This window comes from Streptomyces sp. NPDC054796, assembly GCF_053611545.1.
Map to the genome: position 1 here is coordinate 34405 of NZ_JBSHAO010000031.1, position 15892 is coordinate 50296.

A 15892-nucleotide genomic window follows, 5' to 3' on the forward strand; every position below is an offset into this window, starting at 1 on the left:
ATGTCCGAGGACGAGAAGACTCCGGCCCGCGAGGTCATCACCGACTACGCGCAGCAGCATTTCCGCTACTTCCGCACCGCCGACGGCACCGTGTACGCGCAGAAGAACGGCCACCCCGTGGCCCGCCCCATCCGCTCCCAGGGCACCACGGGCAGCCACCGCCAGGAACTCATGGTCGGACTCTTCCGCGACGGGGTCGGTGTGTTCAACGGCACCGCGCTCAAGGAGGCGCTGGACTTGATCGAAGCACTCGCGCTGACCGAGGACACCCAGCCCGTGCACATCCGCGTCGCCCCCGGCTTCGACGGCGCGACGTGGCTGGACCTGGGACGGGCCGACGGGCAGTCGGTGCGCATCCACCCCACCGGCTGGGAGATCACCACCCCCGACCCGCGTGAGGTGTGCTGGCGCCGTACCCAGCTCACCGGGGAACTCCCCCTCCCGGTCAAGGACACCGACGGCAAGGGCATCGACCTGCTGCTGCGGCTGTGCAACTTCGCCACAGCCGAGACCGAATGCCTGGCCCTCGCCTGGCTCATCGGCTGCCTGGGACCGTCCGTACCGGTGCCCGCGCCGTTCCTCACCGGGCCGCAGGGCGCGGGCAAGTCCACCGGGGGGCGGATGCTGGTGCGGATCATCGAGGGCATGAGCGGCGACCTGCGCCGCGCTCCGAAGGATGAAGAGAACCTGATCGCAGCGGTCGCGGCCGGGTGGGTCACCGCGCTGGACAACCTCTCCCACCTGACGCCGGACCTGTCGGACGCCGTGTGCTGCATCGTCACGGGCGCGGAGAACGTCAAGCGGGCCCTGTTCACCGACGGGGACGTGTTCCGCGTCGGCTACCGCCGCCCCCTGCTCCTGACCGGCATCGACGTGGGCGTCATCCGTGGCGACCTCGCGGAACGGCTCCTGCCGCTCCGTCTGGAACGCCCCCGCGTGCGGCGCACCGAGGCGGAGCTGTGGGCGGAGTTCGAGGAGATCCTGCCCGTCGTCCTCGGGTCGCTCCTGGATCTGACGGTGAAGGTGCGTGCTGCCGAGGCGGAGACCCCGACGGATCTGCGGATGGCGGACTTCGCGCACCTGTGCGCGCAGCTCGACGCGGCCACAGGCCTCGGAGCGCTGGCCGCCTACCGCACGAGTCTGGATGACCTGAATGACGACGTGATCGAGGGCGACCTGCTGGCGCAGACCGTGTTGCAGCACGCCGCCAGCATCGAGCCGGGGGCGGCGCAGCGGATGACCTCCACCGAGTGGCTGCACCACCTCAGCCGCCTCTACGCGGGCGAGGAGCTGCGGCCGATGCCCAAGGGGTGGCCGACCACGGGCAAGGTCCTCTCCGACCGGCTCAAGCGGCTCCAGCCCACCCTTGCCGCCCGGGGTGTCCTCATCGACTCGGGCCGCACCCGGGAGGGCCGCTACCTGGAGATGACCCGACAGGCACCCCCACCCCCGCAGGAACAGGGCGAGGTCTTCTGACCGTGCCCGTCGCCGGGACAAGCAAGAGGAGCACCCCGGTTCACGGCGACGGGTGCTCCTCTTGCTGTTCGGCGCAACGCGCCGCCCAAGAGACGTGCCGCGAAGCGGCTCCTTCTCCACGCCTTGAGCGGCACCACACCACCACAGACACCCCCTCTTTTTTCCTAAGAAAGAAACCCTGCGTCACCTGCGTCACCGCAGGACGGAAAACGGCCCCTGGCCTGCGGCGACAGCCGTGACGCAGACGGCCAACGGCTGCGTCATCCTGCGTCATCCGCGTCACGGGTGACGCAGCCCTGCGTCACCCGATGACGCACCCCCACACCCCTGCGTCACCCAAAACCGCAGGCCAGGGCCACGCATGACGCAGATGACGCGGTGACGCAGAAATCCGCAGCTCGGACACACGCAAGCACCTGGAACCCACGTTGCCGCTACCGGCCCGCCCTCGCGGAGTCGGGCCGGTAGCGGCCCCAATCCGCGACTAAGCAAAGCCGCTGACCTGCGTGTTAGCGGAAGTAGCGGACTGAAAAGGAGGGCCCCGCCCTCCGTTGGAGGAACGTTATGGGAAGCACCTTGAGAGTGGTAAAGCCTCTCGAACCTCATCTGTCCGTGCGCGAGGCCGCCGTGTACCTGGGCGGTGAGCGCTACGTGCGCCGCCTGATCGCTGAGCGGCGCATCACGTACGTCAAGGACACGCACCGCGTCCTCATCCCAGAGAGCGCGGTCCTCGAATACCTGGAAGCGCGAACAGTCCCGGCTTTGCCCAGTCGGCCGGTTTCCCGTCGGTACAGGAAGGTGGCTTGATGGCAGGCAAGGGCAAGAAGTTCCGCCGGTTCGGAGCGGTAAGGCGTTACCGCTCCGGTCGGTGGTCCGCTTCCTACATCGGCCCCGATGGGCAGCGGCGCCGCGCCCCGGAGACTTTCGACAGCGAGACCGCAGCCGAGGTCTGGCTGTCTCAGGTGGAGGCGGACCTCACCCGTGGCGATTGGCGTGACCCGGATGTTGGCGCGGTCAACTTCGAGAAGTACGCGCTCACCTGGGTTGATGAACGGGAACTGTCCGCAACGACAGTCGAGCTGTACCAGCGCCTTCTCCGGCTGCACATTCTGCCCACCTTCGGGGAACTGGACTTGGACGAGATCACGCCCCCTCGTGTCCGCTCGTGGCGCACGGAACGTCTCAAGACCACGGGGGCCAAGACCACCGTGGCCAAGTCCTACCGGCTGCTCAAGGCCATCATGGAAACCGCCACGGACGATGAACTGGTCCGCCGCAACCCCTGCCGCATCAAGGGGGCGGGGAAGGAGAAGGCTGCGGAGCGACGCATCGCCACTGTCCCCCAGGTCGATGCCGTGGCGGACGCGATTGGCCCCCGCTGGCGCCTGATGGTGTACATAGCGGCCTACGGCCCTGCCCGGCCGGAAGAGCAAGCGGCGCTCCGTCGCCCGGATGTGGACCTGGACCGGGTCGGTGTGTGGATTGACGATGCCGAGCCTGAGCTGTGCACGGGGCGGCGTGCTCCCGGCGAGACGAAGTCAGAGGCCGGGAAGCGCTTCGTTGCCCTGCCCCGGTTCATGAAGCGGGAACTTCGCTGGCACCTGGAGTGGTTCGCGGAGCCGGGTCCGAACGGGCTGCTGTTCGTCGGGGAGAAGGGCGCCCCCTTTCGCCGCTCTTCCTTCGGGCGGAAGTGGCGCAAGGCCCGTGTGGTGGCCGGTCTGCCGGAGGGCTTCCGGTTCTATGACCTACGCCACACGGGGCACACCCTCTCGACGCGTTCGGGGGCGACGCTCAAGGACACGATGGTGCGCGCTGGACAGTCCTCGGAGAAGGCCGCGCTCATCTACCAGCACTCTGACGACGACCGGCAGATAGAGGTCGCGGCCGGACTCGAAAGCATGATCCAGAAAGAGCGAGAGAAGGCCAGGAAGTCGCGCGCTGATCATGAAGGTGGTGCGGAGGTGGTGCGCGACGCCTGAATCGGTCTAGACAACACAAGGGCCCAGCTTGGGGATCATGTCCCTGAGCTGGGCCTTAGTCGTTGGAGCGGGCGACGGGAATCGAACCCGCGCTCTGAGCTTGGGAAGCTCATGTTCTACCATTAAACTACGCCCGCGAGGAGCCGCAGAGTGACCGGCTCATCAGCGGATACTGTACCCCATCCCGGACCCCGGCCGCACAGCGCGAGGGGTCCTTTTGCTGTTCCTCGGGAGGGGAACGGGGCACGGGGTGGGGGAGTTGAGGCGTACGGTTGGGGAGCGGAGTGCCGCTGGTGGTCACGCCCGCTTCATCCCCTAACGTGGCTTTTGTCGTCCACGTACATGGGGAGAGGGAAGCGATGGAGTCCACCGTCGTTCGGTGTGCCGAAGGGCACGTGTTCAGCACCTCGACGTTCCCGATGCAGAATCTCGGCTCCGGCCGGATCGGACCGGGCAGGCTGCTGCGCTGCCCGCGATGCGCGCGGCTGCGGCACGCGGTGCCCGTAGGCGAGCAGAAGCGCTAGGCCCGGTTACGGGCCGGGCCCGGCTACGGGCGAAGAGCAAGGCAAGCGCAAGCGCGAGAGAGCAAGGGCAAGGCCCGGACCCGGTCAGGGACCGGACGAAGGGCAGCGAGCAGCGAGACAGCAGGCAGTGAGACGCGGGGCCGGTCCGATTGGGCCGGCCCCGCGTCGTGCGCGTAGTCTCGGTCCGTGCTTCTCTCAGACAAGGACATCCGGACCGAGATCGACGCAGGCCGGGTGCGGATCGACCCGTACGATCCGTCGATGGTGCAGCCGTCCAGCATCGATGTCCGGCTCGACCGTTTCTTCCGGGTGTTCGAGAATCACCGCTACCCCCACATCGACCCCGCCGTCGAGCAGGCCGACCTGACGCGGCTGATCGAGGCCGAGGGGGACGACCCGTTCATCCTCCACCCCGGCGAGTTCGTGCTGGCCTCCACCTACGAGGTGGTCTCGCTGCCGGACGACATCGCCTCGCGCCTGGAGGGCAAGAGCTCGCTCGGACGGCTGGGGCTGCTGACGCACTCGACGGCCGGCTTCATCGACCCCGGGTTCTCGGGCCATGTGACGCTGGAGCTGTCGAACGTCGCGACGCTCCCCATAAAGCTGTGGCCGGGCATGAAGATCGGTCAGCTCTGCATGTTCCGGCTGACGTCCCCGTCCGAGTTCCCGTACGGGTCCGCCCGCTACGGCTCCCGTTATCAGGGCCAGCGCGGGCCCACGCCGTCGCGCTCGTTCCTGAACTTCCATCGCACCCAGGTCTGAGGGAGACCCGGGAAGGTCTGAGAGAGGCAAGCAAGACACGTGAGTGACGAGCGCGAGAACCTGACGTATTCGCTGTTCGGGCAGGCCATCCGCGAGCTGGCGCAGACCGTCGCCGACGACGGGTACGAGCCGGACATCATCCTGTCCATCGCACGCGGCGGGCTCTTCGTCGCCGGTGGCCTCGGCTACGCCCTGGACGTGAAGAACCTCCACGTCATGAACGTCGAGTTCTACACCGGGGTCGGCGAGACGCTCGACCTGCCCGTGATGCTGCCGCCGGTGCCGAACGTCGTGGACCTGAGCGCCAAGAAGGTGCTCATCGCGGACGATGTCGCCGACACCGGCAAGACGCTGAAGCTGGTGCAGGACTTCTGCGCCGAGCACGTCGCGGACACGCGCAGCGCGGTGATCTATGAGAAGTCGCACTCCCTGGTGAAGTGCGAGTACGTGTGGAAGCGGACCGATCAGTGGATCAACTTCCCCTGGTCCGTCGAGCCGCCCGTCGTACGGCGCGAGGGTCAGGTCCTCGACGCCTGACGGCCCTGGGCCCACGGCTGGATACGGAGGGCGCGCGCGGCGGATGGCCTGCGCGCGCCCTTCCCTTCTGCGATACCTGCGGGTAAGAACCGCGGGTAACGGATGAGGCCAGCCGGAGGGAGACCACCTCATGGCACGTGCGAGACCTGCGAGACCCGCGAAAACCGCGCGACCCCCGAAAACCGCGCGACCCGCGAAATCCGCGAGGCCCGCGAGATCCGTCGCGGCCACGATCGCGGCGGTGACGGCGCTGGCGCTGGCGTACGGCGGCGGGACCCTGGTGAACCCGCCAGACGCCGCCGCGGCGGCAGGGGGAACGGCGGCGACGGACGCCGCAGCGCCCCTGTCACCGGAGCTGGAGAAGATCAGGGCGGCCGAGGCCGCGAAGCTGTACGGAGATCCCGCGCAGCGCCCCGTGGAAGAGCGCCAGTCCTCCCTCATCTCGCTGGGCGACAGCGAGATCTCGGGCGAGGGCGTCGGCACCTACGAACCGGGCACGAACGGGCCCGACAACTGGTGCCACCGTTCGCCCGACGCGGCCGTGCACCGCACCGGTATCGCCGCGGACGTGACGTACAACGTCGCCTGCTCGGGCGCGAGCACGGCGAACATCCGCATCGGCGGGACCAAGCAGTACGCGGACGAGCTGGTGCAGAGCGACAGCCTGGCCATCGCCGCGCGCAACACCAGGCTGAAGCAGATCACGCTGGTCGCGGGCGCCAACGACGACCTCCAGTTCGGGCCCGTGATGACGGACTGCGTCACGCGCTGGTTCCTGCTCCAGGGGCCGTGCCAGCCGAAGTACGCGCCGGGCTGGCAGGCGCGGGTCGACGGGCTCGTGCCGAAGGTCGAGCAGACCGTGAACGACCTGAAGACCGTGATGCGGGACGCGGGTTACGCGGACGGCGACTACCAGCTCGTCGTCATGGGCTACCCCAGCCCCATCGGGCCCGACATCGAGGACAACCCGCGGTACCCCGGCAAGCTCCCTGGCGGCTGCACCGGCTACACCAGCGACTCGGCGTGGGGCCGCAACGAGGCCGTGCCCGCCTTCGAGAAGGGCATGCGCACGGTCGCGCAGCGCACGGGCGCGACGTACCTGGACGCCTCGCGGCTCTTCCACGGCCACGAGGTCTGCATGGACGACACCAGGGCGCGGGGCCTGTACGTCGATCTGACGAACCCGTTCCCGCCGGACTCCAACTCCGTACGCCAGTCCTTCCACCCCAACGCGCGCGGGCACGGCGCCTTCGCCGAGTGCCTGACCCGCGTCTACGAGGCGGGGACGGCGAACGGCGTGCGCGAGGCGTCCTGCGCCGACCCGGCGGGCTCGGGGCAGCCGAAGCTGTACGAGATCGCCTGGGACGACGTCTTCACGTCGCTGCGCAACGCGGGCACCGGAAGCTGCCTCGACGTGCGCGGCAGTTCCACGCGCAACGGCACGGCCGTCGGCGGCTGGGACTGCGCCGCGTCGCAGCGCAACCAGGGCTGGTGGCGGGACTCCGCTACGGGGACCGTGCACACCGAGCTGACCCAGGACAGGTGCCTGGACGTGCCCGGATCGCGCTACGAGCCGGGCGTCGAACTGGTGCTGTGGAACTGCTCGGCTGACGGCAACCAGCGGTTCACACGGCAGGGCGACACCCTCCGGCCCACCGAGGCGCAGAGCCTGTGCCTGACCCTTACGGGTGCGCGTGAGGAGGTGCGGCTGGAGAGCTGCGACGGCTCTGCCGGGCAGCGGTTCATCCAGGGGTGAGCCGCTCAGGGGCGAACCCGCACCCGACCCTGACGCGGCGCCTGTGACGCGGCGCCTGTGACGCGGCGCCCGTGACACAGTGCCCGTGACACACGTGGGCCCCGCCGGAGCGTCCGGCGGGGCCCACGCACGCTTGCTCGTGACCGGCAGCGGCAGCTAGGAGCCAGGTGCTACAGCGTGCCGAGCTTCATCAGCACCAGCAGCGCGATGAGCTGGATCGCGGAGGCGCCCAGTGCCTTGGGCCAGGGCAGGTCGTGCGAGCGGCTGACCATGGAGGTGAAGAGCGCGCCCGCAATGACCCAGGTCACCCAGCCCAGCACCTGCACGAGCGGTGCGGTGCCGCCCAGGAAGAGGGCGAAGAGGAGGCGGGGCGCGTCCGTCAGCGACATGATCAGCATCGAGAGGCCTGCGGTCGGCGCCCAGGCACCGTCACCGCCGAACTGCCGCGCCAGCGTGTGCGTCACCGCGCCCAGGATCAGCCCGACGAGCACGACCGCGACGGCGGTGGTGAGCACGTACGGGATGGCGCTGGACAGCGTCGCGTTGATGACCTCCTCGCGGGCCTGGTCGAGGCCGAAGATCGCGAGCAGGCCGTAGAGGAACGTGACGATGAGCGCCGGGCCCCAGACGGGGTAGTCGCGCATCTGGTAGAAGGTCGCGTTCGGGCGCGTCACGATGCCGCGCAGCAGGTCCTTCCAGTGCAGCCGCGGACCAGGGGGCGGTCCCGGGGGGCCGCCCGCGTCGTAGCTCCCGCCGTCGCCGTACCCGCCGTCACCACCGCCCTGACCGTACGGGTCGTGGATGCTGAACGCCTGGGTGTGGCCCGGGTTGTTGGCGTACGGGTCCTGTGCCGGGCCCTGTCCGTGGCCCTGCGGGCTCCCATAGCCGGGCCCGTGGCCCTGCGGCGCCTGACCGTGTCCGTGTCCGTGCCCCTGGCCGTATCCGCCTGCCGCGCGCGGGTCGCCGAGGTACTCGGGCTCGTCAGGCCCGCCGTGTCGGCCCTGCCCGCCGCCCGCCTGGGGCCACGCGCCCTGCGCGCCGTACGGGGGCTGCTGCGGTGCCCGCTGTCCGTACGCGCTCGGCGCGCCGCCCGGCGCCTGCTGCGGGGGGTACTGCCCATGCTGTTGCGCGCTCCGGGTGTCCCGGCCGCGTCCCATCCTGAAACCAGCCACGTCATCGAACGTACCTTGTCCGGTGGGCCACGACGCGGGCCCGAAGGGCGTCGGAGCCGCATTGTGGCCGTTCCGGTACAACCCGTAGGGCCCAGTCCCTAGGGGGCCCACGGGTGTCCACGCGATCTTCACGTCACCTCCCGACGCGGCCCCCCGTCACGCCCCGGCGCCCGTCACGCCCCTGCGCTCGTCAGCTCGGCTCCCACAGCGGGGCGTAGGCCGGGCCCGCGAAGGAGGCGCCGAAGCGCGCGGTCGTGGCCGGGGCGCCGAGGGCGCCGGGGCCGAAGGCACGCGAGCCCGTCGCCGTCAGCCCGCCGGAGGCGCCGCGCAGGGACCAGACGGCGCCGTTGCCGCCGTTCTCGCCCGGCGCCGAGACGGCGAGACCGGCCTTGCCGTCGCCGCTGGAGTCGAGCAGCCGGACGGCGCCGCCGAAGCGGTCACCGGCCTCGGCGACGCCGCCGACGCCCGCGCTGTCCTGGTGGAACGCCTGCGCGCCCGTGCCCGTCAGCCCGGCCTTGGCACCCCTCAGCAGGACGGTGGAGCCCGCCGCCTTCTTGGTGCCGATCGCCTCGAAGGGCACACCGGCAGCGAGGTCGTCGTACCCGTCGCCGTTTACGTCGCCCGCGGAGAGGGTGGCGCCGAACTGGTCGTTGGCCTCGCTCGTGCCCGGGACGCCCGCCGTGGCCTGGGTGAAGGTGGCGGTGCGGGTGCCGGGGCCCGAGGCGGTGCCGTAGAGGACCTTCACGGTGCCGGAGTCGTAGGGCAGGTTCTCGACGACGCCGCCGGGGACCTGGCGGTAGGCGTAGTCGCCGAAGCCGTCCTTGTCGAAGTCGCCGACGGCGCCTGTCGCGGCGGAGGGGAGCAGGGTGCCGCGCGCGGTGAGGCCGTCGTCGCCGCCCGCGAAGAAGCGGGTGCCGCGGCCCATCTCCTCGAACGACTGGAGCACGAAGAGGTCGTCGGCGCCGTCCCCCGTGACGTCGCCGGCGGCCAGGCTCAGCACGTAGCTGTCACCGGTGGTCAGCTCGACGGCCTCCTCCGAGGCGGGCGCGCCGGCGCGGGTGAAGGGGCCGCGGAGGACGGTGTAGCCGCGCGCGTCGCCGCGGAACATCAGCAGGTCCTGTGCGCCGTCGCCGTCGAAGTCGCCGCCGGTCAGGTCGTCGCCCACCCCGTACGTCTCGTCCTCGCCGGGGTCGACGACCACCGAGCCCTGCCCCGACAGCCCGCTCCGCGCGCCCCACAGCACCGTCGCGCTGCCCGCGCCGACCGGGTTCGCGCGGCTCTCGCCCGGGCTGCTGACGGCGAGGTCGGTCAGCCCGTCCCCGTCGAGGTCACGGGCCACGAGGCGGTGGCCGAACAGGTCACCCCGCTCGGCCGCGCCGGGTACGCCCGGGCTGTCCTGGCCGAGGACGGTGCGGGTGGCGGGGTCCAAGCCGGTGGGCGAGCCGTAGACGACGGCTACGTAGCCCGCGGAGGAGTCCTGGCCGTACGTGCCGGGGGCGCCGATGGCCAGGTCCTGGTAGCCGTCGCCGTTGAAGTCCTCGCGCACCTGCTGCGCGGCCTGGGCGCCAGGCGCCGCCGCGCCCGCCGTGCCCGCCGTGAGGGCCGTGAGGGCGAAGCCGCCGGTCAGCGCGGCGGCCAGGCCGACCGCCGCCGCGCTCCGTGTACGTCTCTGTGTACGTGTACGGGTACGTGTGCGCATGGAGTCCCCCTCCGTTGGTCGCCGGGCCGCTCGGAACGTCGGCCTGGTCGTGCATCGGTGCGTTGGTGCGTTGGTGCGTCGGTGCGTCAGTCCGGCAGTACGGAGCCGAACTGCCGGCCCGCGAGGCCGAGTCCGAAGCGTGGGGCGCTGAAGGCGGTGGCCTGCTGCGTGGTCAGGCCGCCGGAGGCGCCCCGCAGCACCCAGACGCCGCCGTCCTCGTCGCTGCCCTCCACCACGTCCTCGCCCCGCGCGCTGACGGCGAGATCGGCCCTGCCGTCGCCGCTGACGTCGGACAGGTGCACGGCGGAACCGAAGTAGTCGTACTCCTCCGGGACGCCGGGCACGCCGGACGTGGCCTGGTGGAACGACTGGTTCCCGCTCGTGGCCAGGCCCTTCGCGCTCCCCTTGAGGAGGACGGCGGCGCCCGTGCTGGTCACCCCGTCCACGTTCTCCCGCTCGACGCCGACGGCGAGGTCCGCGTAGCCGTCGCCGGTCACGTCCCCGACCGAGACCGAGGCGCCGAACCAGTCGTTCGGCTCGTCGGCACCGGGCACCCCGGGGCTGTCCTGGCCGATCGTGACGGGCTCGCGCGCGGTGCCGGGGCCGCCCGGGCCGCCGTAGCGGATGGTGACGGTGCCGCCGGTGCCGTCGAACTTGTCGCCCGTGACCAGGTCGTCGATGCCGTCGCCGTCGATGTCGCCCGTCGCCGCCGCTGTACGGGTACCGGTGCCGATGCCGTCCCGCTCGATCAGATCGCTGTCGAAGGCGAGCCCGGCGGGGCCGCAGGTGAAGTAGCCGGTCCAGTCAGGGCCGTAGTCCGACTCCCAGCCGTACGCGACGAGCCCCGCGCTCCCAGAGCCGGTGACATCGGCCGCCACCACGTCCTGGGCGCGCGCGTCGCGGCCGTTCCAGCCGCCCTCGGCGGGTATCGGCGCGTTGTCGTCGTTGTCCTCGCGCGAGAAGCCGTCGGGCACGTACCAGGCGTTGGCCCGGCTGACGACGGCGATGTTGAGCCCGGCGTCGCCGTCGAGATCGGCCACCGCGACACCCTCGCCGAAGTCCTGGTCGTACGCGCGGGGGCTGGTGACCGGCGTGCCGCCGTACGCCAGCCCCTTCGGGCCGCCCCACAGCACGGTGACCATGCCGCCCCTGCCGTCGGCCAATTGCTCGCCGGGGGCGCCGACGACGAGATCGGCGTAGCCGTCGCCGTCCACGTCGCCGCTCGCCGTCGACTCACCGAACTCGTCGCCGCTCTCGCCCGCGCCGGGCACGGACGGCGAGTCCTGGCCGAGGGTGACGGAGCGGGCAGGGGAGACGCCGGAGGCCGAGCCGTAGGTGACGGTGACGGCGCCGCCCGTGAACTGGCCCGGGGCCTCGGCCTTCGGGGTGCCGACGACGAGATCGCCGTAGCCGTCGCCGTTGAAGTCGGCGCGGGCGGTCGCGGCTTCGGTCGAAGCAGTGGCAGCGGCAGCGGCGGCGGTGCGGGGCGCCGAGTGGGCCGACGGCGCGGTCACGGCGGTGAGGCCGCCCGCCACGAGGACGACGACGGCCGCCGGACCGAGGGCTGACACGCGTGGACGCAAGGGGACTCCAGGTTCCGTGGGCAGCGGCGGCTGATGGCCGCTGGTACACGGGTTCGACCCGTCAGGTCCACGGAAGGTTGTGTCCACGTCCCGGGCACATCGCGCGCCCGCCCGCTCACGCGTCAGCCGGACCCGCCCGTCACACGGGTCCTGTCACACCCACCCCGTCACACCCGCCGCGTCACACCCACCCCGTCACGCCCGTACGTGCGCGCCGTTCCTGGAGCCGTCGGAACCGTCGGGGCCCGGGAGCCGGACGACGAGGGTGACCAGGGCGCCGGAGCCGTCGCCCGGTTCGACCGTCAGGCGGTCGGTGACCAGCCGCGCGAGCCACAGCCCGCGCCCCGAGGGCGCCCCGGCGACGCCGGGGGCCAGTTCGGGGATCACGTCCTCGGAGAAGCCAGGACCCGAGTCCTCGACCGTGCACTCCAGCTCGGAGCCGAGCTGACGCAGCACCAGCCTGCCCTGGCCCCCCGCGTGTTCGACGGCGTTCGTGGCGACGGCGTCCACCGCGACCACGAACTCCCCCCTGCGCGGCTCGCCCAGACCCGCCCACGCCGCGCACTCCTCCACCTCGATGCGGAGCCTGGGCAGGTCCCGTGACGTGAAGTGCAGTCGGCAGAGGCGTTCGTTCGTCAGCATGTCGACCCCTTCTCCACCGCGAGTGTCAGGGAGCTGATGGAGTCGGCACCGAGTCTGCGGAGCGTACGGGCCTGGAAGGGGGTGCAGTTCACTGTCACGTCTATGCCCCCCGCCCCTCCGGGCACTGCGCCGCCTGTGCCGCCTGCGCCGTCCGTGCCGCTTGTGCCGCTTGCGCCGTCCGCGCCATCTGGGGTGACCGTACCGCCCGACCGGCTTCCGTCAGCCCCGTACGCGCCGCTCGGCAGGCGGACCCGTGCGTGCCCCGCCTCCGCGCTCAGCCGTAAGAGGTCGGCCGCGCAGCCGACGCCCAGGAAGTGCAGCGAGGTGAGATCGACGTGCAGCCCCGTGCCCGGACTCGGGCCCGACGCGAGCGCGGAGAGTGCCGCGCGCAGCGCGCCGGAGAACTCGGCGCCCGTGGACGCGTCCGCCTCCCCCACCAGCCGCACCGAGGGCATCCCGGGCCCCGGACCGGTGCCGTCAGGGCCGGGCGGCGCTGAGCTGTGGATGACGCGCAGCGAGCCGAGGCGGTCGAGCAGGGTGGTGGGGTGCGCGTCGAGCATCGCGTCCAGCACGTCCGTGCTGAACCAGCGCCCGTCGTAGGCGCAGATCTCGCTGTACGGACGGCCACCGTCGAAGAGGTGCGTCGCGCCGCGCTCCCGTCGCATCACGTCCTGGACGTCCGTGCCGAGGTCGGCGACCCAGGCCATGTCGATGTACGCGCGCATCGCCGGATAGCCCTGCCGGACCGCGAGATCGGCCTCCTCGATGAGGCGCTGCCACTGGCGCGCCGCCGTGAAGGCGGTGTCCGGTTCGATCAGCGCCCGCATGCTGCTGAGAACGAGCTGGCCGCCCGCCCAGGCGTTGAGGACGGCGGGCGTACGGGATTCGAGGCGGCCCAGCAGTTCGTCGCCGGTCACTTCGGGCGACATGAAGACGAGGACCTTCTCGCCCTCGATCAGGCCCTGGCGCACGAACGCGCTGATGACCCCCCATTGGTCCGCTTCACTCTCGTACGCCGTGAACGCGTGATCGCCGGGGCGCATCCGCTGCACGGGGATGAGGCGGTCGCCGTAATCCGCCGCACCGACTTCCGACACCTCGTGTCGCCTCCTCTGACGCTGCTGACCTGGAGGCTAGAGGGCATGCCGGGGATTGGGTATCCCCCGTCGAGGGTTGGCTCTATGTGTGATGACAACTGACCAAATACGAACGGAGCTTGCCGTTCCACGGCAAGCTCCGCCCATGTGCGCCGATTACTGACGACAAGGGTACGGACCTGCGTCCTTCCCCTCCGCAGCCGCTACTTCGCGGGCCGCTTCTCGGCTACTTCGCGGGTTCCGGTTCCGGTGCCTCCTCGGACTCCGGGTCGCCCGCGGGGTCGGCCGGGGGCTTGACGGAGTCCAGCAGGAGCTGGGCCACGTCCACGACCTGGAGTTCCTCCTTGGCCTTCCCATCGTTCTTCTTGCCGTTGACGGAGTCGGTCAGCATGACCAGGCAGAACGGGCAGGCCGTCGAGACGATGTCCGGGTTGAGGGAGAGGGCCTCGTCCACGCGCTCGTTGTTGATGCGCTTGCCGATGCGCTCTTCCATCCACATCCTGGCGCCGCCCGCGCCGCAGCAGAAGCCGCGCTCCTTGTGGCGGTGCATCTCCTCGTTCCGCAGCCCGGGCACGCGGCCGATGATCTCGCGCGGCGGCGTGTAGACCTTGTTGTGACGGCCCAGGTAGCACGGGTCGTGATAGGTGATCAGGCCCTCCACCGGGGTGACCGGCACCAGCTTGCCCTCGTCGATGAGGTGCTGGAGGAGCTGGGTGTGGTGGATGACCTCGTAGTGGCCGCCGAGCTGCGGGTACTCGTTGGCGAGGGTGTTGAAGCAGTGCGGGCAGGTCGCGACGATCTTCTTCTTCGACTGCTCGACCGTCACCCCCTCGTCCTCATCCTCACCGAAGGCGGCGTTCAGCGTGGCGACGTTCTCCTCGCCGAGCTGCTGGAAGAGGAACTCGTTGCCCAGGCGGCGGGCCGAGTCACCGGTGCACTTCTCGTCGCCGCCCATGATCGCGAACTTGACGCCCGCGATGTGCAGCAGCTCGGCGAACGCCTTGGTGGTCTTCTTGGCCCGGTCCTCCAGGGCGCCCGCGCAGCCGACCCAGTAGAGGTACTCGACCTCGGTGAGGTCCTCGACCGTCTTGCCGACGACCGGCACCTCGAAGTCGACCTCCTTGGTCCACTCCAGGCGCTGCTTCTTGGCCAGGCCCCAGGGGTTGCCCTTCTTCTCCAGGTTCTTGAGCATCGTCCCGGCCTCGCTCGGGAACGCGCTCTCGATCATCACCTGGTAGCGGCGCATGTCGACGATGTGGTCGACGTGCTCGATGTCCACGGGGCACTGCTCCACGCACGCGCCGCAGGTGGTGCAGGACCACAGCACGTCGGGGTCGATGACCCCGTTCTCTTCGGCGGTGCCGATCAGCGGGCGCTCGGCCTCGTCCAGCGCTGACTGCGGCACGTCCTTGAGCTGCTCCTCCGTGGCCTTCTCCTCGCCCTCCATGGTCTTGCCGCCGCCGGCCAGCAGGTAGGGGGCCTTGGCGTGCGCGTGGTCGCGCAGCGACATGATCAGCAGCTTGGGCGAGAGCGGCTTCCCGGTGTTCCAGGCGGGGCACTGCGACTGGCAGCGCCCGCACTCGGTGCACGTCGAGAAGTCGAGGATGCCCTTCCAGGAGAAGTGCTCGACCTGGGAGGCACCGAAGGTGACCTCCTCCTCGTTGTCGTCGTCGAGCGCGGTCTCGAAGTCGATCTCCTTGCCGCCCGAGACCATCGGCTTCAGCTCACCGAGGGCTGTGCCGCCCTTCGCGTCGCGCTTGAACCAGATGTTGGGGAAGGCGAGGAACCGGTGCCAGGCGACACCCATGTTGGTGTTCATGCTGACGGTGATCATCCAGATCATCGTGGTGCCCAGCTTCACCATCGCCCAGAAGTAGACGAGGGTCTGGAGCGTCCCGGTGTCCAGGCCGTCGTAGGCGGCGACCAGCGGGTACGAGACGAAGTAGGCCGGGTCGTAGCCGTCGACGTGGTGCAGCGCGCCCTCCAGGCCGCGGAGCATCACGATGGCGAGGCCGATGATGAAGATGACGTACTCGACGAAGTACGCCTGCCACGCCTTCGATCCGGCGAACCGGGACTTGCGGCCCGCGCGCGAGGGCAGGTTCAGCAGCCGGATCACCATCAGGACGGCGATGCCCACCGTCGTCGCGGCGCCGATGAACTCGATGTACATCTCGTACGGCAGCCAGCCGCCGATGACCGGCAGCGTCCAGTCGGCCTTGAAGAGCTGCCCGTACGCGTTGATGATCGTGGGCGGCAGCGTCAGGAAGCCGATGGCAACGAACCAGTGGGCGACGCCGACGACGCCCCACCGGTTCATCCTGGTGTGGCCCAGGAACTCCTTGACGAGGGTGGCGGTGCGCTGCTTCGGGCTGTCGGTGCGTGAGCCCGCGGGGATCGGCTGGCCGAGCTTCACGAACCGGTAGATCTGCGCGACAGCGCGAGCGATGAGCGCAATGCCGACCGCGGTGAGCACCAGCGTGACGACGATCGCGGCGAGTTGCATGTCGGCTCCTCGAACCTGCGGGGCAGCTTGCTCTTACGAATCCTGTGGGGCGGTCCGGCGAGGCTCGCCCGGTCTTACTAAGCGGTAACTTATCCAGTCCGTTCGAGATTACCCACTCCGCGCCGCCCGCTGTAGCGGATGAGGCGGTGATTTGCGTCG

Annotated in this window: 13 protein-coding genes and 1 tRNA gene; 7 read left to right on the forward strand and 7 right to left on the reverse strand. The window is 70.6% G+C overall.

Annotation, left to right across the window (positions count from 1 at the left end):
* From ACWGJ2_RS24375 to ACWGJ2_RS24385, 3 genes are all read left to right on the forward strand, one after another.
* Complete coding sequence (locus ACWGJ2_RS24375) at positions 1 to 1476, forward strand: ATP-binding protein (protein ID WP_453348321.1); 1476 nt, start codon at positions 1 to 3, stop codon at positions 1474 to 1476.
* A 564-nt stretch (positions 1477 to 2040) separates the two neighbouring features.
* The gene (locus ACWGJ2_RS24380; protein ID WP_453348322.1) at positions 2041 to 2283 is read left to right on the forward strand and encodes an excisionase family DNA-binding protein; all 243 of its coding nucleotides are present in this window, start codon (positions 2041 to 2043) and stop codon (positions 2281 to 2283) included.
* Complete coding sequence (locus ACWGJ2_RS24385) at positions 2283 to 3455, forward strand: tyrosine-type recombinase/integrase (RefSeq protein WP_453348323.1); 1173 nt, start codon at positions 2283 to 2285, stop codon at positions 3453 to 3455. Before ACWGJ2_RS24380 ends, ACWGJ2_RS24385 begins: the two co-directional genes overlap by 1 nt.
* 63 nt (positions 3456 to 3518) lie before the next feature.
* On the opposite strand, the gene ACWGJ2_RS24390 is transcribed toward ACWGJ2_RS24385, so the two are convergent.
* A tRNA-Gly gene (locus tag ACWGJ2_RS24390) sits at positions 3519 to 3592 on the reverse strand.
* 222 nt (positions 3593 to 3814) lie between these two features.
* Between ACWGJ2_RS24390 and ACWGJ2_RS24395 the strand changes: the two genes are divergently transcribed.
* From ACWGJ2_RS24395 to ACWGJ2_RS24410, 4 genes are all read left to right on the forward strand, one after another.
* On the forward strand, positions 3815 to 3979 hold the full coding sequence (locus ACWGJ2_RS24395; RefSeq protein WP_453348324.1) for a hypothetical protein: 165 nt from the start codon (positions 3815 to 3817) through the stop codon (positions 3977 to 3979).
* Between the two features lie 186 nt (positions 3980 to 4165).
* Positions 4166 to 4741, forward strand: coding sequence for a dCTP deaminase (dcd, locus tag ACWGJ2_RS24400; RefSeq protein ID WP_453348325.1), 576 nt, complete (start codon positions 4166 to 4168; stop codon positions 4739 to 4741).
* A gap of 39 nt (positions 4742 to 4780) precedes the next feature.
* Positions 4781 to 5278, forward strand: a complete 498-nt coding sequence (locus tag ACWGJ2_RS24405) for a phosphoribosyltransferase (RefSeq protein WP_453348326.1) — start codon at positions 4781 to 4783, stop codon at positions 5276 to 5278.
* Between the two features lie 130 nt (positions 5279 to 5408).
* On the forward strand, positions 5409 to 7034 hold the full coding sequence (locus ACWGJ2_RS24410) for a ricin-type beta-trefoil lectin domain protein (RefSeq protein ID WP_453348327.1): 1626 nt from the start codon (positions 5409 to 5411) through the stop codon (positions 7032 to 7034).
* Positions 7035 to 7204: 170 nt separating this feature from the next.
* Here the strand turns inward: ACWGJ2_RS24410 and ACWGJ2_RS24415 are convergent, their stop codons facing one another.
* The 6 genes from ACWGJ2_RS24415 to ACWGJ2_RS24440 all read right to left on the reverse strand — a co-directional run bounded on the left by ACWGJ2_RS24415 (position 7205) and on the right by ACWGJ2_RS24440 (position 15733).
* A complete protein-coding gene (locus ACWGJ2_RS24415) occupies positions 7205 to 8206 on the reverse strand; it encodes a YIP1 family protein (protein ID WP_453348328.1) in 1002 nt (333 codons plus the stop codon).
* Between the two features lie 190 nt (positions 8207 to 8396).
* Complete coding sequence (locus tag ACWGJ2_RS24420) at positions 8397 to 9905, reverse strand: FG-GAP-like repeat-containing protein (RefSeq protein ID WP_453348329.1); 1509 nt, start codon at positions 9903 to 9905, stop codon at positions 8397 to 8399.
* An 86-nt stretch (positions 9906 to 9991) separates the two neighbouring features.
* Complete coding sequence (locus ACWGJ2_RS24425; RefSeq protein ID WP_453348330.1) at positions 9992 to 11476, reverse strand: FG-GAP repeat protein; 1485 nt, start codon at positions 11474 to 11476, stop codon at positions 9992 to 9994.
* A gap of 207 nt (positions 11477 to 11683) precedes the next feature.
* Positions 11684 to 12130 carry an ATP-binding protein gene (locus ACWGJ2_RS24430; protein ID WP_453348331.1) on the reverse strand — a complete coding sequence of 149 codons (447 nt, stop codon included), beginning with the start codon at positions 12128 to 12130 and terminating at the stop codon, positions 11684 to 11686.
* On the reverse strand, positions 12124 to 13227 hold the full coding sequence (locus ACWGJ2_RS24435) for an MEDS domain-containing protein (RefSeq protein WP_453348332.1): 1104 nt from the start codon (positions 13225 to 13227) through the stop codon (positions 12124 to 12126). Before ACWGJ2_RS24435 ends, ACWGJ2_RS24430 begins: the two co-directional genes overlap by 7 nt.
* Before the next feature lie 226 nt (positions 13228 to 13453).
* On the reverse strand, positions 13454 to 15733 hold the full coding sequence (locus ACWGJ2_RS24440) for a (Fe-S)-binding protein (RefSeq protein WP_453348333.1): 2280 nt from the start codon (positions 15731 to 15733) through the stop codon (positions 13454 to 13456).
* Between the last annotated feature and the right edge of the window lie 159 nt (positions 15734 to 15892).